Below are 16,220 nucleotides of genomic sequence, written 5' to 3'. Positions count from 1 at the left end.
GCCTCCTGCGCATCCGGCGACCAAGTCCGCGCATCCCCCACCAGATCACTCACACACCATCAACGAGCCTGCACCGAAAGCGTTTCGGATCAATAACTTGCGCTCAGCCTCTGCAGGTTGCAAGCGGCTCACTGATTGCGAGCTGTTCATATCATTGACTGGGGGCATGGCCAAAACAGAAACCGTCGGGAGGATCACTGCCATGCCTATCCGAGGAGTAGTCACCATGGCTGCGCAGTTCATGAATGCCAAACAGACCGCCGAATACCTCAACGTGTCATTGACTTGACTCTACCGTGACGCACCTCGTCATGGGTTGGCGGCGTACAAGTTCGGCAGTGGTCGTAACGCCAAGCTGCAGTTCAAGATCAGTGACATCCAGAGGTGGGTTCGCCAGCAGTACGCTGGCTAGCGTCATCCGGGGCGGGGCGTCGTGTCAGATGCCCCGCCCCAGGTCGGGCGTTATGGAACTAGCGCCATGTCCAGTATCTTGGCCGCCTGTCCGATGGAGCCGGGCATGAGATGGCGATAGATCTTGAAGGTGACATCGAGGTTCTTGTGGCCCATCCAGTCGGCGACGTCTGTGATCGGTATCCCGTGGCTGAGGCAGTTCGAAGCGAAGAAGTGGCGCAGGCCGTACAGCACCATCCCCTCTGGGATGTCCGCCGCGCCTGCAGCCTTCAGCCGACTCCATTGGTTCGACATACCCCAATGAGGGTACGGCTGGGTGGGGTCCGTCGGTCGGCGAAGTAGATAGCCGTCGATCGAGCCATGCTTCTCCGCGTATTCCTCGATCGTTACCCTGACGCTGGAGGGCAGCGGGACGTCGCGATACTGCCATGCCTTTCGGTGCTTCAAAGGCCCGTACTTCCCTGTCGACATGACGACCTGCTCCTTGACGCGGTAGACGTCGTCCGCGACGAGGTTGTTGAGGTTGATGGCTGCGGCTTCACCATTGCGGAGTCCGCAGCCGCTCATCAGGTCGACGATCAACTTGAACGCATCGTCTCCTGCTTCACGCAGCGATCGAAGCTGGGGGAGGGAAGGGATAACTGCGCGGGACGGATCGTACTGCGGAGGCTTGACGCCAGTGAGTGGGCTCTCTGCGTAAAGGCCGAGTTGCTGCGCATCCAGGAGTATCGCCCGCAGCTTGTCGAAGGCGTTGGCCTGAGTGGCCAGACCGGCGTGTGCCTTCTCCATGGTCCGGATGAAGCCATCGACCACTTTGTGGTCGAAGCTGTTCATCCGTCGGCTGCCGAGTGCCGGCAGGATGTGGTGCTCAAGGAGTGACTCAAGGTGGCGAACGGACGCTGCTGCGAGGTGCCGCTGCCCTGCCATCCATTCGGTGGCGTACTCCTGGAAGCGCATGGATCCGTACTTCTGGATGCGGTCAGCCCTTGCCTGTGACGAGGGTCGAGCCTTTTTCTCCTTGTAGATTTCTGTCAACCGCGAGATCGCTTGGTCCTGAGTGGCGAAGCCTCCCTCCTCCGCTTGCTTTCCTGTCGAGCTGCGATAGCGAATCTTGTATGGGTGGAGGCACTTCGACCAGCGATGCCGTGGGTGCTCGCACTCCTTGAAGAAGGACCCCATGCCGTGAGCGAGTGTGCGTGCTGCCATCTCGTGAAAGCTCCCTTGCATCCAATGCTGACCTCTTGCTGACCAGCGATGGTGCCTGAGCCCCCTGACCTGGGGAGAAACGGCAATTCCGTGATATGTGGTGGAAATTCGTCGCCAGAACCCAGGACGACATCACGCAGGCCCGCGAGGACTGGATGAACGGTGACCGGTTCGGTGCCGTACGTGGCTACGACGGTGCACCGCTCCCTGCTCCGGCGTTGCCCCCGGTGCCGTTGAAACCCCGGGGCCGAGTGCGCTGACCCTTATGTCAACCGGTATCTGGCCCTACTCGTGGCGGTCGGCGGCAGTGTGGCAGAGCGCGACAGGGGCTGGATTCCCGGGGCGGCTGGTGGTTCCGGCGGGTACCGGCACGGCTACTTCGTGTAGTTGTAGACGGTCGCCCTGGAGACACCGAGCCGGTCGGCGATGAGCTGTGCGGAACTCCGGGTCTCGAAGAATCCCTCGCTGTGCAGCTGCCGGACCAGTTCGCGCTTCTGGCCTCGGTTGAGGCCGCGGGGGGTACTGGAGCGTTGTGCGGCGAAGGAGTCGATGGCCGAACGGAGTTCGCGTCCTGTGCGGTCGCGCAGTGTCTCCAGGTCCTCACCCCGGTGTGCGACGTCCGTGGCGACGAGGTTGGCCAGGGTCAGAGCCAGAGGGGACAGCGTGCTGACGTCCAGGTTCAGGCAGAGGGCCGCGACGTAGCGCCCGTCGGCGTTCTTGATGCCGATCGAGGTGCTCTTGGCCGGGCGTCCGTCGGGGAACTGGTTGCTGTAGTTCTGGATGACGCCGGGGTAGTCGGGGTCCGCGATACGGCGTAGCCCCAGCTCGGTGGCGGAGTCGCCGACCTGCCGCCCGGACAGGTTGTTCTCGATGGCGCGGATGGCGCTGTCGGGTCGGCGCAGATCGTGCAGGACGACTTCGCACAGTCCCGGGAACGTGCGACCGATGGCGACGGCGATGCGCTCGGCTTCCCGTAGGAGGTGCTCGTCCTCTTCCACGGAGTGTTCGTCGGTGTGATCGTCATGGGAGGGGTCTGCCATCGCGCTCTCCTTTCCTGGCGGGGGCTCAGCCGACGGGCCCGGCGAAGACCGAGGCCATCTTCTCGGCGGACTTCAGCCCCGCGCCGGTGAGTACGACCACGGTCGTCTCGCCCGGCGCGATGTCCCCGGTCTCGATGAAGTGGTCGAGGGTCGCGGCGGCGACGCTGCTGGTCGGCTCGGCGTACAGGCCTCGCGCGCTGAGCGCGCGGACCGCGGCGTGGATCTCCTCCTCCGGGACGGCGTAGGCGGCGCCGCCGGAGCGTCGGACGGCCTCCACCGCCTCTGGCAGCCGGACCGGGCGGGCGATCGACGCGCCTTCGGCGATCGTCGGTACCCGCTCGCCGCGGTCGGCCGGGTCGATGCCGTTGACCGTGTCGGCAATGGTCGCCCAGTGTTCGGGCTGCCCGACGAACAAGCGCGGACGCCTGTCGATCTGGCCGGCGTCCAGCAGCTCGCCGAACGCGAGGTCGCACCCGATGATGTTGCTTCCGGCCCCGGCCACCAGGACGACGTTGTCGGGCGCGGTGAAGCCGAAAGACTCCCACATCTCGTAAGCGATGGTCTTGGTGCCCTGGATGAACATGGGGTGCCAGTTGTGGCTGGCGTAGGGGATGTGCTCCGACTGCCGGATCGCCTCGTCCGAGACCTCGTCGCGGGTGCCGCTCACGAGCTCGATCTTTGCTCCGTAGGCGCGGGCCTGGAGGATTTTCGCCTCCGAGGTGCCCCCGGGGGCGATGATCTTGGCGCGGATGCCGGCGGCGGCGGCATAGGCGGCCACCGCGGAACCCCCGTTGCCCGAACTGTCCTCCAGCACGCGGTCGGTTCCGTGGGCCACGAGGTGGGACATCATCACCGATACGCCCCGGTCCTTGAAGCTGGAGGTCGGGTTGAACCACTCCAGCTTGAAGTGGACGCGGCGTCCGGCCCAGTCGACGGGGACCATCGGCGTACAGCCTTCGCCCAGGCTCACCCGGTGGGTGGCCTCGACGGGCAGGGCCGCGTGATAGCGCCACAGGGACCGTTCGGCGGTGTCGATCTGTTCGGGGCGCAGACCCGGCAGTGCACTGACGGCGAGAGGGCTGCCGTCCTCGCCCCGCCAGCGGGGCTCGGCCAGGGGGTAGCGCCTCCCGGACCGGTCGTACAGGCCGGGGGCGGTGACGGCTGAGTGCTGTTCAGCGTTCATGGGCGATTCCCGCATCTCCTCGCTCGCGGTGCCGTCACCGGGTCCCTACGATCCGCCAGGCACGCGGCCATCCCCATGGTAGATGTATTTTATAAATTTGAACAATAAGTCTAACTGTGTCGATGTGCCGTACTGCGCCGACCGGTACTGATCGAAGCCGCGAGGTCCAGCGCCGCGTCATGCGCCAGCCGCCTCGTTGTCGGCGAGCCGCGCCGGCCCGACCGGCGGTGACAGTGCCCGGGACCCCCGCTGGGGCTGACGCCCGGATCGCGGCCGGAGCAGCGGCTCCGGCCGACCGACGGCCGAGTGACCCGAAGGGCCAGGCCTGCGTCGCCGCTGCCCGAGTTGATGGTGATGTCGGGCGCCCTGGGTGAAGTCGGCGAAGTGCGACGGATGCCACGGTGAAGGCGGCTCACTGGCTGACACGCCTGGTCCGAGTGCACGATCCAACCCCTCAGGGGCGCTTGCACCTCCGTGGGCCGGTCCGTCGTCGCCCCGTAACACCTACTGGCCCGTCAGCTGCGGGAAGCGTTCCGGCGTTTCCGGCATCGAGTGTCGTACCGCTCGCGTCGTCAGCGGCGTCGCCCAGTTGCTCCGCTGCCGGGGGAGCGGCTGGGCGGCCACCGGGCGGACGCCCTGGGTCGAGCGGCGGATGCAGCCAGCCGACTACTCGAAGAACTTCAGGCTCCAGCCGGAGTCGCTGGGGGCGCCGGGGACGTTGGCGCGACTGTAGGTGGTGTTGCCCCACCAGGCGAAAGAGCCCGTGTACCAGTACCGGTTCTCCCACGCGTAGGGCGTCCCCTTCGGGACCGCGTGGAACATGAGGGGGAACTTCGGGCCTGCGGGCGGGCTGGTGTTGATATCGCCGTCGAGCAACACGAACGTGTGGTGGCCGGGGCCGTTGACGTGGAGAGTGGGATCCCAGCCGGCCATCATCGTCGCCCGGTTGGAGCCGAACAGGCAGCCGTTGGACTTGTACCAGTCCCACACGTACGTGGGGTCACCGCCGGCCCTCAGCCGCAGATCGGCGATGCAGTACTGGTCGCTCCAGCTCCCGTTGGCGGAGTACGTGATGTGAAGCTGCCCGTTCGGATCCTTGATGGGCTCGGGCCCCTCGTTGATGAACGGGTTGCCGACCACCCGCTCCCACGGCTCGCGCGGCTGCGAGATGACGTGCCGCGCGCCGGTCGGCGTGGTGGGACTGCTCATCCGGGCGATGTAGAGGTTCTGTTCGACGTTGGTGTCGCCCGCCCAGCCCGACCACACGAACCAGCGCTGCCCGTTGAAGGTGAACAGTGCCCCGTCGATGGCCCACTTGTCCTCCGGCAGTGCCAGTTTCGTCTCGGCGGTGTAGCCGCTGTCCGGAGAGGAGGAGCTGATGACGTACATCCGGTGGGCGGATCCGCGACCGGCCGAGAAATAGATGTAGTAGCGGCCGCCGTCCCGCACGACCTCCGGAGCCCACACCTCACCGAGGCCGCGGGTGTCCGACCAGACCTGACGGGCCGGTGCCGAGGCGAGGCCCCCCGTGGACGAGGCCTGCCGCACGGCGATGCCTCCGCCGGTCGACTGCACCGAGACATAGGTGGCACCTACGCGCAGGACGCTCGGGTCCGCGGCCCGCAGGCCGGTCTGGCCCGCTTCGGCGGGTTCCGCGGACGACAGTGACAGCACTGCGGCGAGCACGCCGGACAGTGTGCACGCGGCGACGCCGGAAAGGCGGCGAGCAAGCTTCATGGTCCCGTCCCGTGGTTGTCCTCCGTGTTCGACGCCGCGCCGACGCATGTGCCGGACTGGGGGCGGCATCCGGCCGGGGTCGCGTGGGAGGAAGCAGCGGGGGCGACCCCGGCCGCCGAGTCTCCTGGGCTGACGTGCCGGAATTTACATCGATGAAAGAGCGCTCTCACAGCTTTGCCATACGTCCGGGACATGTCAATGGGTGGGAGGCGTGCACGTGAGGTAACCGCGAGCTCGCGCGGACCGGTTGAGCCGTACGCGGTCACCCGACGAGGCGGCACCCGTGACCGGCTCGGACGTCCGCTCCGTGCCCCGCGCCCGCCGCCCCTTGCACTCACCCGCGCGCGACGGACCCCGGCCAAGCGGGGAGCGTAAGAGCTGTCAGGTGGGCGTCGGTGCGAAGGGACTGTCATCGAGTCGAGCGAGCAGTTCAGCGGCGTCCCGGTACACCACGCCGGCACCCGCCTGTTCCAGACTGGAGCGGGGAATCCCACCCGACGTCAGCGCCACCGACCGCACACCGGCCCGTTTCGCCGCCTCCATGTCCCACACGGAATCACCCACGAACACCGCGTGCTCGGCGGGTACGCCGACCAGTTCACAGGCCAGCCGCACGGGTTCGGGTGAGGGTTTCCCCTCGGCGACGTCGTCCGAACTCGCCGTCTCGGAGATGGCGTCGTCCGCGTCGATGGCCCGACGCAGGGCCGACAGCTCCGAACCACTGGCCGATGTGGCGAGAACGACGCGCCAACCGCGTCCGGCCAGGGTACGCAGCAGGTCGCCCGCACCCTCGAAAGCGGGCAGCCGGTCGAAGTAGGTTCCGTAGAGCACCGTGTGCGCGGAGCTGATGACGGAGTCCTGGTCCCGGTCACGGCGGCCTCCGAGCAGCCGCTCGATGAGATCTGCGGAACTGAGGCCGATCGCCCCGTGGATGTCCGTCATCGACACGGTGTGGCCCGCCTGCCTGAACGCCTCCCACCAAGCCACCACATGGAGGTGGTTGGTGTCGGTCAGCGTGCCGTCCACGTCGAAGATCGCCGCGCCTGGCATGTGCACTCACTCCCTTGTCACCGGCCGCCGTGCCATCGGCTCCGTCGCCTGGCCTCCGCCGATCCGACTCGCTTTCGGAGCTGGTCAGCGCCCGAGAGCCTTACGCAATTCGTCCTTGGTCATGGAGGACCGGCCGTCGATGTTCTTCTTCCTGGCTTCCTGGTGGAGCTGGTCCTTCGTGGGGCCTCGAGCACCCTCGTGGGGACGTTCGCCCCCGCGTCGGCAGGCGGACTTCCTGTCCTGGGTGGACCCCCTACCCGCCTGTCCCGTCTCCCCGGACCGAGCCCGTTCCTTGTTCACCGTCCGGGCGGCGATCTCCTGCGCCCGCCGATGGGATGCGCCCCGCTCCTTCGAACAATGCCGGAGACCGTGGGGCACACTCACGGTTCGGCCGGGCCGGTCATGTCGACTCCCACTCGCGACGAGTCGCGGGAGAGCCCCGCACGATTCTTCTCCACCCCGGCCGGGGAATCCTCGTCGTGGGGAGCCGTGGGCCGTCCGCTCGGGTGATGTGCGGTCCGTCGGCGGCCCGATCAGCTTCCTGCGGTCTTCGGACGGAGCCGCCTGAGAGGCCCGTCCAGTTCGCGCCGGTAGAAGTCGATGAAGCCGTCGGGGTCCGGGCCGGCGTTCTGCATGACGATCCTGTCGAACCCCGCGTCGACGAACTTCTGCGCCGTGTCCGTGTAGCGGGCGGGGTCCGGGCCGCACGCGAACTTCTCCAGGATGTCCTGCTCTCGCACGGTCGTGGTCGCAGCATCGAAGTTGACCGGATTGGGCAGCTCGCTCATGACCTTCCACCCGGTCACGGCCCAGCGCGACGTCTCCAGGGCAGCCCGGGCCGCGGTGTGCTCGTCGGGGGCCCAGGCCATCGGGACCTCCGCGTAGCGGGGGCCGATGCCTCCCGCGGCGCGGTAGCTCTGGACGATCTCCGGCTTGTCCTCCGTGGCGAACAGGGCGTCGCCCAGTTCTGCGGCGATCCGCGTCGACACCTGGCCGCTGGCGGCCACCGCGATCAGGGGCAACTGCTCGGGGAGGTCGAACACCCGGGCGTCCTCCAACCGCAGATGCTTTCCCTCGTACGACCGGTATCCGCCGCTCCACAGCAGCCGAATGATCTCCAGCGCCTCCCGGAGCATCTCGTGCCGCGTACTGACCGCGTCGGGGAAACCGCGGCCTACGACGTGCTCGTTCAGTCGTTCGCCGGATCCCACACCCAGGACGAACCGGCCCTCCGAGAGCAGTGCGAGGGTTGCCGCCGCCTGGGCGATGACAGCGGGGTGGTAGCGCACCGTCGGGCAGGTCACGCCGGTCGCCAGCCCGATACTCGTGGTCTTGGCCGCGATGCTCCCCAGTACGGTCCAGGCGAATGGGGAATGCCCCTGGTTGTCGAGCCAGGGGTGGAAGTGATCACTGATCTCGACGAAGTCGAAGCCCGCCTGCTCGGCGAGTACAGCCTGCCGTACGAGTTCCGCCGGACCGAACGCCTCGGCTGCGAGTTTGTAGCCGATTTCCATGATGTCCTCGCTTCTCGTGTCTCCGGGGCTTTTCGCGCGCAGTCGGGACCGCCCGAGTGGGCCCCCGGCTCCGTGTGCGCTTGAGCCGTGCGGCCAGGGCAGCGGCTCGGGGCGTTGTCCGACGCGTCTGTTGGCGCGGCGGTTCTTCCCGCTGCCGACGCCTGGGCGCGTACCCACCCTTCTGCGTGTCTCACCTGGAGCACTTCCTGCGCGGGTGGCGGCCGACGCCTGGCCCGGGCACGTGCGAGCGGATGGCGCGCCCGGGCCGCACACGCGTTCCTGGAAACCACATGCTCGGGGACGCCGAGCACCGGACAGAGGTCCGACCCCTCGGAACAGTCCTTTGCCACCCGTTCAGGTCAGCCGGCGCGTCCGTACGCCCCGCCGTAGACGCCGGTGTCCCCGCGCGGGGCCGACGAGCGCACGGCGCCCTCCGCCGACGGTCAGTGGGCTACCCACTGTGCCGTGCGGCGGGGTGGTCAGGGCTCCCGGTGCGCGAGAGCGAACAGCCCTCCGTCGGGGTCCTGCAGGGTTCGGGAGAAGCCCTCGGATGCCCAGGCGGCGGACGAAAGCTGTGGCCTGCCGCCTCCTGCCTTCATGGCTGCGGCGACGGCCCGCTCGACGTCGTCCACGGCGAAGGTCACCAGCCAGCGAGGCCGCAGGTCAGGCAGTGAGGAAGTCCGAACGCCGCCGCCCCGCAGAGAGAGGACCACCCGCCCCCTCAGTTTCACCAGAACATGGTCGATCCGGTGGACGACATCGATCTCCTCCTCCGTGGCCCAGCCGAGGACTTCCCCGTAGAACACCGCAGCGTCGAACACGTCGCGCGTCTGCAGATCGAGGCGTGCGGGCGCCCCGCCCTCTCCCGGCGACCAGGCCAGCGCATAGCCCTCCCAGAACCCGAACGTCGCCCCGTCCCGGTCCGCCGCCAGGCCGACACGGCCGTCACCGAAAGCCATCGGCCCCACCGCGACGGTGCCACCGCGCTCGCGGATTCGCGCCGCCGTCGCATCGGCATCCCGCACGGCGAAGTACGGAGTCCACACCGAGTCCGGTGCGAGTCCGGGCCTGCGGCTGCCGATACCCGCCACCGGACCGCCGTCGGCCGTCGCTACGAGGGACTGTTCGTCCAGCGAGCTGGACCGGAATCTCCAGTCGAGTACCTCGCCGTAGAAGGCCCGGGCCACTCCCAGATCAGTGACCATCAGATTGACCCAGCAGGGGGCACCCTGCACCGGCGTACTCTGTCGCTCATCCGACCCGGACATCCGCGTTCTCTCCTCCGAAAATCCTGCTCGGCGATCGCCCGCCCAGCATCCCGTCGGCCGCCGGCACGTGCGCGAGCACCGGACCTTCCGCCGGCCGGAACCATCCGCGCCACGCCGGCCGGGACCTCCGCCACGCTGCTGCTGCCCGCGTGGGCGTCGGCACCGCGCCCGCCCGGCCATCATGCACCAGGCTCCGTCCGCCGGCGGAGGAGAGGGCATGAACACGGATCCCTGGCACGCGAAGACGAAAGGGCGGCTGCTGGAGCCCGTGGACAGGCGCTGCCTGACGCCTTGGGCCAGGCGTTCACACGGCGTCCGGACTCTGACCACCACCCGTCACTGGCCAGGCCCGTCCAGCACTTCGAAGACACCCCGTTCGAAGCCCGGTTCGTCTACGGACCAGCAGCGTCCTGGGGATGGCTCCACCGAGATGACCACGTTGAGCAGTTTCGGGCCGTACCGAACTCGTCTCGTACCCCGAAGGAACGGCAGGCGGGAACGGTGCGGGGCCCGCGCCCGGATCGCTGCATTCCTGTGGTGAGTCAGAAGGCGACGCTCTCCGAGGTGGTGATCCTGGCCCCCATGTTGCGTTCCATCATGCGCAGGGCCGCGTCGGCCAGGTCACTGTGGATGTGGGCCACGGCGTCTCTGGGGACCGTGACGCGCAGATGCCGGATATGGGCGTCGAGGGCCGAGTACAGCACGCACTGTTCGGTGACCTGGCCGCAGAGCACGACGTGTTCGGCGCCCAGTTGGGAGAGCAGGTAGCTGAGCGGGGTCTCGTAGAAGATCGAGTGCCGGGCCTTGGCGACGAAGAGGGACCTGTCGTCCGGCAGGACCGGTTTCACCAGCTCCGCTCTCTCTCCGGCGAGAGTCCTCTCGATGATCTCCCCGTGATGGGATCGCCATTCGCCGAAGTTGTCGTTCGCGTAGATCACCGGGACGTCCTCGGAGCGGGCACGGTCGATCAGACCGGTGACGCGGGGGAGTGCCGTACGCACGGACGGAATGAGCAGGTCGGCGTCGGGATGGTCGTATGCATTGATCATGTCGATGACGATGAGAGCGCTGTTCCCCATGGCCTCATTCTCACAAAGGGGCCGCTCGTGTTCCGGTGGGCGGGCCTTCCGCGTGTTTCACGAGGGCGGCGGTGGGAACCCGGCAGACTCGTTGGTGATTCTCGACGGACTGAAGGAGCGGGACCGTGCGCGCACTGACCTATCAGGGCAAGCGAGATGTCCGGGTGGAGACAGTCCCGGACCCGCGTATCCAGGATCCGACGGACATCATCGTCAAGATCACGTCCACCGGAATCTGTGGCTCCGACCTCCACCTCTACGAGGTGCTGGGCCCCTATCTGGATCCGGGCGACATCCTCGGGCACGAACCGATGGGTGTGGTCGAGGAGGTCGGCCGTGAGGTGACCGCCGTCGCCCCGGGGGACCGTGTCGTGATCCCCTTCAATGTGTCCTGCGGACATTGCTACATGTGCGGACAGGGGCTGCACTCCCAGTGCGAGACGACGCAGGTGCGCGAGCGCGGTACGGGTGCCTCCCTGTTCGGGTACACCAAGCTCTACGGGCAGGTACCCGGCGGCCAGGCGGAGTACCTGCGGGTCCCCTTCGGCAACGACCTGCCCATCAAGGTGCCGCACGGGCCCCCGGACGACCGGTTCGTCTATCTTTCCGACGTGCTGCCCACCGCCTGGCAGGCCGTGGAGTACGCGGATATCCCTCCCGGGGGCAGCGTCACCGTCCTCGGGCTCGGCCCGGTCGGCGCCATGGCCGCACGGATCGCGCTGCACAGGGGCGCAGGCCTCGTCATCGGCGTGGATCTCGTCCCTGAACGCCTCGACCGGGTCAGCGGGTACGGCGCCACCTGCCTCGACCTCCGCCGCCACGGCAAGGACCTCGGCGCCGCCGTCCGCGACCTCACCGACGGGCGCGGCACGGACGCGGTCATCGATGCCGTCGGCATGGAAGCCCACGGCGCACCCGTGGTCAAGGCCGCGCACGCGGCGGTCGGCCTGCTGCCCGACTCCCTCGCCCAGCGGATGATGGAAACCGCAGGCATCGACCGTCTCACCGCGCTGCACACCGCGATCGATCTGGTGCGCAGAGGCGGCACGATCTCCGTCTCGGGCGTGTATGGCGGCTCCGCCGACCCGATGCCGCTGCTCACGATGTTCGACAAGCAGATCCAGCTCCGCATGGGCCAGGCCAACGTCAAGCGCTGGGTGGATGACCTGCTGCCGCTGCTCGTCGACGCCGATCCGCTCGGTGTGGACTCCTTCGCCACGCACCATCTCCCGCTGGAGGAGGGCCCGAAGGCGTACGAGACGTTCCAGAAGAAGGCCGACGGCATGATCAAGACTCTGCTCGTCCCCTGACACAGGCGCGGCAGGCGACCCTGAGGAAGGCAGCTCTTCGTGGAGTACAGCAGTGGGCGCCAGGGCAAGCGCGTCGTGGTCACGGGGGCCACAGGCAACGTCGGAACCAGCGTGGTCCGCGCTCTCGCCGCGGACCCGGACGTCGAATCGGTCCTCGGTCTGGCCCGCAGAATGCCCGCCCTCCGGATCCCGAAGGCGGAGTGGGACACCGTCGACCTGTCCAGGGCCGACTGCGAGGACAGGCTGGCCGGACTCCTGCGCGGCGCGGACGCGGTCGTCCACCTGGCATGGCGTTTCCAGCCCACCCATGACCCCGTCGTGACCTGGCAGAGCAACGTGCTGGGCTCCCAGCGCGTCTTCGAGGCCGCAGCACGCAGCGAAGTCCCCGCCCTGGTGCACGCCTCATCCGTCGGCGCGTACTCTCCGGGGCCCAAGGACGAACCCGGCGTGGACGAGGAGTGGCCCACGCACGGCTGGCCGGACGCGGCCTACTGCCGGGAGAAGTCCTACCTGGAACGGGCCCTCGACGCGTTCGAGCTTCGGCACCCTGAGATCCGGGTGGTCCGGATGCGGCCAGGTTTCCTCTTCAAGGAGACCGCCGCCCCCGAACAGCGGCGGATCTTCGCTGGCCGCTACGCCCCCGGCCCCCTCCTGCGGCCCGACCTGCTGCCCTTCGTGCCCGACCTGCGAGGGCTGCGCTTCCAGGTACTCCACACCGATGACGCCGCCGACGCCTACCGGCTGGCCGTGCTCCGTGACGTTCGCGGCCCGTTCAACCTGGCGGCGGACCCGGTCATCGACGCACACCGGTTGGCGGAACTGCTCGACGCCCGGATCGTTCGGATCCCCAGGGCGTTGGTGCGCACCGCGCTCGCGGCCGCATGGCGGGCCCACGCGGTGCCGGCCTCACCGCACCTGTTCGACGCGGTGCTGAGACTGCCCGTGCTGGACTCCGCCCGTGCCCGCGACGTGCTGGGCTGGCAGCCCGCCCGTACGGCGGAGGAAGCGCTGAACGCGTTCCTGCACGGTGTACGCACCGGCGCGGGGGAGAACACCGCGCCGCTGGCCGGCCGGAAGATCGGCTGAGAGGCGGAAGCCACCTTCCCCGACGGGATCCGCCTCCGGAGGCTCTCCGCCGGAGAGCCCTCACGACGCGGAACCGGGCACAACCCGAGGGCCCTCACCTCCATCCCCCACAGTCAAGGAGAAGCCCCCCGATGCGCGCACTCGCTCTGGTCTGCACCCTGAACGCCTCACCGGCCCCCTCCAGCAGCCACCACCTCGCCGAGCAGGTCATGGCGCAGTTCGCACGGCACGACGTATCGGGCGAGATCATCCGGGTCGTCGACCACGATGTGCACCCGGGGATCGGTGCCGACATGGGCAACGGCGACGCCTGGCCCGTTCTGCGGGAGAAGGTCAGGGCAGCCGACATCCTCCTGATCGCCACACCCATCTGGCTCGGCCACCCCTCCAGCGTCTGCCAGCGGGTCCTGGAGCGCCTGAACGCCGAGTCCTCCGAGACCGACGACCAGGGACGCCCCGACCTCTACGGCAAGGTCGCCGCCGTGGCCGTCGTGGGCAACGAGGACGGCGCACACAAGGTGAGCGCCGACGTCTTCCAGGGGTTGAACGACATCGGCTTCTCCCTGGCACCCGGAGCCGTCACGTACTGGGTCGGCGAAGCCATGCAGGGCACCGACTACCAGGACCTGGACGAGACGCCCGACGCCGTCGCCTCGACCACCGAAGCACTCGTGGCCAACGCCACCCACCTGGCACGCCTTCTCGCCGGCAGCCCCTACCCGGCAACCTGACGTCCGGGCCGACATGGCGGCGCTCCACACCGCCCGGCCATGTGCCGACGGAGCCCGGCGAGGCAACCGCCAGGGCCGAACAGCCGGGAACCGCTCCGGACGACATGACACTTCCGCGCGACACCGGCCGTGTGGACCGCACATCAGCCGGCCCCCGCAACCCCGATCCGATGAAACCACCTTGGGCTTCTCATGCTGCGACTCGGAATTCCCGTCCTAGGCGTCACGGACCTTCCCCGCGCGGCGGCCTTCTGGACCGCGGCGCTGAACCTGATCGCCACCCCGGAGTGGCAGAGCGAAGCATGGCGCACCCTCAGCCATCCCGACGGGTCAGGCCGAGCCCTCGGACTGATGCACAGCTCCTCGCCGGCCGAGCCGCGCCCTCGCCTCCACCTCGACCTCTTCACGGATACAGCCGAAGAACAACGCAGGGAGGTCAGCCGACTGGTCGGGCTCGGAGCGCGGATCGTCGACTGGGACCTCTATCCGCCCGAACCTGACTTCGTCGTTCTCGCCGACCCCGACGGCAACCTCTTCTGCGTGGTGGACCTGAGCCACGCACCCAGCGGAAGCGGGATCCGGCCCCTCGACGAGCCCGAGGCCCCGGGCGTGGCCTGATGCGTCGTGCTGCCTCGACCGGTCGGGGACGGCCGCGTCTCCCGCGGTGCCGCCGGGCGGGCGACCGTCTCCACCTGCCTCAGCGCGGGCGTTTGCCGGGGGTCTTCTTTGCCGTACGGGCGGCATTGGCGGTCTTGCCGGCGGCTGCCTTGCCGGAACCGGCAGCAGCTGCTCCGGCCGCCTGGTTCTCGGTCCTGGCGCCGCTGGTCGCGAGGGCGCCGGAACCGCTTTCCAGGTGAGCGCGCACGAACCACTGGAACTGCTCCAGGGCACGCAGGTGCTCGATGAGGAGATCCTCGGTGACCGGGTCGATGTCGGCGGCCTTCGCGGCAGCCTTCCTGTGGTCCTCGATGATGCCGGCGTAGACGAGGCCGAGTGCGCCGAGGTGGGCGATCGCGTCTGCACGTCCGACGCTGTAGTCGTCCCAGGTGCGACCGGCCACCAAGGCTCCAGGCGTTCCCTGCGGTTCCCCACCGAGTGCGGCGATGCGCTCGGCAGCCGAGTCGGCCATGTCGCGTACGGCCACGGTCTGCGGGTCCAGCATCTCGTGGACGGCGATGAAGTGCGGACCGACCACGTTCCAGTGGATGTGCTTGAGGGTGAGAGCCAGGTCGTTGAGGGCGTGGAGGCGAGGGACCAGCAGGTCGATGACCTGTCCCCCCGCCTTCGTGGTGAGGCCCGGAACGGTGTAGAGGGGCTTGGAGTTCTGAGGTGACATGGTGCTCCTGTGCCGCGATCCACGCCAGCTCAGCCTCGGCTCCCCAGGCGTACACCTGACCGGCCCATCAGAAGTATTCGACCGGCTCACCGGCAGGGTGCTGTCCCTGTGCCACCCGGCCTGCCTGCCCGGTCGACGTACCTCTCCTTCTCGATCTGCTTGCAGGCCGTCCCGGCCGGGGTCAGCTCCACCACCCGCTGCACGCAGAGGCCCGGCAGACGGGAAGAGGATCGCGCCCGTCTCGGCCCTGTACTCCTGAAGCTGCCGTTACCCGTCATGTAGCGGAGCGTGACTGACTTCCGGGGCTCGTAGCGGGGGCATGCAGGTCGACCCGGTTCTCGTACTCGCGACGGGCCTTGCGCTGGGCCGGGACCGCCGCGGTGCCGTCGAGGGTTTGGCAGAGGTCGAGGAGTCGGCGGTGGATCGCGGGCACGGCGGTGACGCGCAGGGTGTAGCCCTGTTCGCGCCGGACGGTCACGCCCTGGTCGAGTGTGGTGCGTTCGGCGGGGTCCAGCTCGGTGGCGCGGAGGAAGTCGGCGACCTTGCCCGGCATGTCGAGGACGACCGGCAGTGCAGGGGTTGAGGTGTCCGGGGCGGCGGCCGTGTACTCGGGCAGGAGGTCGGCGACGGCGGTGCGGATGGCGCCGCGGCTGACGTCGTGGTCGCGGGCGAGGGCCGCGATGGACCGGCCTTCCAGGTACGCGGCGCGTACGACCTGGGTTTTCCCGTCCGGGATGGCCGGGCGGCGTCCGCCCTTGTTGCCTTTGGCCTCGGCGGCTCGCAGTCCGTCGTAGGTCAGCTCGCGCTGGAGTTCGCCGGCGGCGGCGAGGGTCTGCACCATGAACTTCACGGAGGACAGCAGCTCGCCGGTACGTGGGTGGCGGGCGGTGAGGTCCATCGCGGAGAACGCGCCGTCGTGGATGCGCAGGGCGAGACGGTCGCGGTGGAGGACGTCGAGCACGTCGAGGATGTGCCCGGTGCCGCGCACGAGCCGGAACATCTCGGAGGTGTGCACGGAGTCGCCCGGCCGCGCGTAGGTCAGCAGTTCGGCGAACTTCGGGCGCTGAAGCGGGTGGAGGCGGCTGGAGGTCCCGGCCTGCTCCTCGAAGACGACCGGGTCCTCGATCCCGGCCTCCGCCAGAACGAGGTTCTGACGGTCGGTCGACACCCGTTTGTAGACCAGGCTGGCCATGCCGCTCCCCGTTTCGGTGCTGGCATTCGACCCTAGTGGTCAGCAAACCCTGTCAGCAGCCGTCATCGGATCTGATT

At 68.6% G+C, this 16,220-nt stretch carries 16 protein-coding genes and 1 pseudogene; 6 read left to right on the top strand and 11 right to left on the bottom strand.

All coding sequences use genetic code 11. The annotated features are described in order from the left end of the window. Positions 1-289: hypothetical protein (locus ACIRJR_RS36040; protein WP_403788821.1), on the top strand; the 289-nt coding region annotated here is incomplete at its 5' end. 173 nt (positions 290-462) lie between these two features. Here the strand turns inward: ACIRJR_RS36040 and ACIRJR_RS36035 are convergent. Then, positions 463-1,617, bottom strand: a complete 1,155-nt coding sequence (locus ACIRJR_RS36035; protein ID WP_403788819.1) for a tyrosine-type recombinase/integrase — start codon at positions 1,615-1,617, stop codon at positions 463-465. A 110-nt stretch (positions 1,618-1,727) separates the two neighbouring features. On the opposite strand from ACIRJR_RS36035, the pseudogene ACIRJR_RS36030 reads away from it, so the two are divergent. Next, positions 1,728-1,877 (top strand): annotated as a pseudogene (locus ACIRJR_RS36030) (pirin); the annotation flags it as partial. A 114-nt stretch (positions 1,878-1,991) separates the two neighbouring features. On the opposite strand, the gene ACIRJR_RS36025 reads toward ACIRJR_RS36030, so the two are convergent. The 8 genes from ACIRJR_RS36025 to ACIRJR_RS35990 all read right to left on the bottom strand — a co-directional run bounded on the left by ACIRJR_RS36025 (position 1,992) and on the right by ACIRJR_RS35990 (position 10,488). Then, positions 1,992-2,657: a transcriptional regulator gene (locus tag ACIRJR_RS36025; protein ID WP_403788817.1), complete on the bottom strand. Its 666-nt coding sequence runs from the start codon at positions 2,655-2,657 to the stop codon at positions 1,992-1,994. A gap of 25 nt (positions 2,658-2,682) precedes the next feature. Continuing rightward, positions 2,683-3,840, bottom strand: coding sequence for a pyridoxal-phosphate dependent enzyme (locus tag ACIRJR_RS36020; RefSeq protein WP_403788815.1), 1,158 nt, complete (start codon positions 3,838-3,840; stop codon positions 2,683-2,685). Positions 3,841-4,506: 666 nt separating this feature from the next. Next, positions 4,507-5,577: a glycoside hydrolase family 43 protein gene (locus ACIRJR_RS36015; protein ID WP_403788813.1), complete on the bottom strand. Its 1,071-nt coding sequence runs from the start codon at positions 5,575-5,577 to the stop codon at positions 4,507-4,509. Between the two features lie 381 nt (positions 5,578-5,958). Further along, the gene (locus ACIRJR_RS36010) at positions 5,959-6,627 is read right to left on the bottom strand and encodes an HAD family hydrolase (protein WP_403788811.1); all 669 of its coding nucleotides are present in this window, start codon (positions 6,625-6,627) and stop codon (positions 5,959-5,961) included. Positions 6,628-6,711: 84 nt separating this feature from the next. Next, a complete protein-coding gene (locus ACIRJR_RS36005; protein ID WP_403788809.1) occupies positions 6,712-7,011 on the bottom strand; it encodes a plasmid stabilization protein in 300 nt (99 codons plus the stop codon). A 149-nt stretch (positions 7,012-7,160) separates the two neighbouring features. Continuing rightward, positions 7,161-8,141 (bottom strand): TIGR03557 family F420-dependent LLM class oxidoreductase, encoded by a 981-nt coding sequence (locus ACIRJR_RS36000; protein WP_403788807.1) that lies wholly within the window; start codon positions 8,139-8,141, stop codon positions 7,161-7,163. 479 nt (positions 8,142-8,620) lie between these two features. Next, the gene (locus ACIRJR_RS35995) at positions 8,621-9,346 is read right to left on the bottom strand and encodes a VOC family protein (RefSeq protein WP_403788805.1); all 726 of its coding nucleotides are present in this window, start codon (positions 9,344-9,346) and stop codon (positions 8,621-8,623) included. Positions 9,347-9,951: 605 nt separating this feature from the next. After that, positions 9,952-10,488: a cysteine hydrolase family protein gene (locus ACIRJR_RS35990; RefSeq protein WP_403788803.1), complete on the bottom strand. Its 537-nt coding sequence runs from the start codon at positions 10,486-10,488 to the stop codon at positions 9,952-9,954. Positions 10,489-10,613: 125 nt separating this feature from the next. Between ACIRJR_RS35990 and ACIRJR_RS35985 the strand changes: the two genes are divergently transcribed. From ACIRJR_RS35985 to ACIRJR_RS35970, 4 genes are all read left to right on the top strand, one after another. Continuing rightward, the gene (locus tag ACIRJR_RS35985; protein WP_403788801.1) at positions 10,614-11,798 is read left to right on the top strand and encodes a zinc-dependent alcohol dehydrogenase; all 1,185 of its coding nucleotides are present in this window, start codon (positions 10,614-10,616) and stop codon (positions 11,796-11,798) included. Between the two features lie 39 nt (positions 11,799-11,837). Next, complete coding sequence (locus ACIRJR_RS35980) at positions 11,838-12,884, top strand: NAD-dependent epimerase/dehydratase family protein (RefSeq protein ID WP_403788799.1); 1,047 nt, start codon at positions 11,838-11,840, stop codon at positions 12,882-12,884. Between the two features lie 131 nt (positions 12,885-13,015). Beyond that, a complete protein-coding gene (locus tag ACIRJR_RS35975; RefSeq protein WP_403788797.1) occupies positions 13,016-13,615 on the top strand; it encodes a flavodoxin family protein in 600 nt (199 codons plus the stop codon). Between the two features lie 192 nt (positions 13,616-13,807). Beyond that, the gene (locus ACIRJR_RS35970; RefSeq protein ID WP_403788795.1) at positions 13,808-14,233 is read left to right on the top strand and encodes a VOC family protein; all 426 of its coding nucleotides are present in this window, start codon (positions 13,808-13,810) and stop codon (positions 14,231-14,233) included. Positions 14,234-14,312: 79 nt separating this feature from the next. On the opposite strand, the gene ACIRJR_RS35965 is transcribed toward ACIRJR_RS35970, so the two are convergent. After that, complete coding sequence (locus ACIRJR_RS35965) at positions 14,313-14,951, bottom strand: Dps family protein (protein WP_403788793.1); 639 nt, start codon at positions 14,949-14,951, stop codon at positions 14,313-14,315. A gap of 274 nt (positions 14,952-15,225) precedes the next feature. Beyond that, on the bottom strand, positions 15,226-16,143 hold the full coding sequence (locus ACIRJR_RS35960) for a recombinase family protein (protein ID WP_403788791.1): 918 nt from the start codon (positions 16,141-16,143) through the stop codon (positions 15,226-15,228). Positions 16,144-16,220: the final 77 nt, after the last annotated feature.

Origin of the sequence: Streptomyces sp. NPDC102402, from assembly GCF_044765765.1 — a bacterium.
Taxonomy (GTDB): Bacteria; Actinomycetota; Actinomycetes; order Streptomycetales; family Streptomycetaceae; genus Streptomyces.
This window is presented reverse-complemented; position numbering and strand designations above follow the sequence as displayed.

Excerpts from the sequence above, each read along its gene's own strand:
- ACIRJR_RS35965 (WP_403788793.1), bottom strand. The coding sequence starts at position 14,951 with ATGTCACCTCAGAACTCCAAGCCCCTCTACACCGTTCCGGGCCTCACC.
- ACIRJR_RS36010 (WP_403788811.1), bottom strand. The coding sequence starts at position 6,627 with ATGCCAGGCGCGGCGATCTTCGACGTGGACGGCACGCTGACCGACACC.
- ACIRJR_RS35975 (WP_403788797.1), top strand. The coding sequence starts at position 13,016 with ATGCGCGCACTCGCTCTGGTCTGCACCCTGAACGCCTCACCGGCCCCC.
- ACIRJR_RS36015 (WP_403788813.1), bottom strand. The coding sequence starts at position 5,577 with ATGAAGCTTGCTCGCCGCCTTTCCGGCGTCGCCGCGTGCACACTGTCC.
- ACIRJR_RS35970 (WP_403788795.1), top strand. The coding sequence starts at position 13,808 with ATGCTGCGACTCGGAATTCCCGTCCTAGGCGTCACGGACCTTCCCCGC.
- ACIRJR_RS35960 (WP_403788791.1), bottom strand. The coding sequence starts at position 16,143 with ATGGCCAGCCTGGTCTACAAACGGGTGTCGACCGACCGTCAGAACCTC.
- ACIRJR_RS36000 (WP_403788807.1), bottom strand. The coding sequence starts at position 8,141 with ATGGAAATCGGCTACAAACTCGCAGCCGAGGCGTTCGGTCCGGCGGAA.
- ACIRJR_RS36020 (WP_403788815.1), bottom strand. The coding sequence starts at position 3,840 with ATGAACGCTGAACAGCACTCAGCCGTCACCGCCCCCGGCCTGTACGAC.
- ACIRJR_RS35990 (WP_403788803.1), bottom strand. The coding sequence starts at position 10,488 with ATGGGGAACAGCGCTCTCATCGTCATCGACATGATCAATGCATACGAC.
- ACIRJR_RS36025 (WP_403788817.1), bottom strand. The coding sequence starts at position 2,657 with ATGGCAGACCCCTCCCATGACGATCACACCGACGAACACTCCGTGGAA.
- ACIRJR_RS36035 (WP_403788819.1), bottom strand. The coding sequence starts at position 1,617 with ATGGCAGCACGCACACTCGCTCACGGCATGGGGTCCTTCTTCAAGGAG.
- ACIRJR_RS35995 (WP_403788805.1), bottom strand. The coding sequence starts at position 9,346 with ATGGTCACTGATCTGGGAGTGGCCCGGGCCTTCTACGGCGAGGTACTC.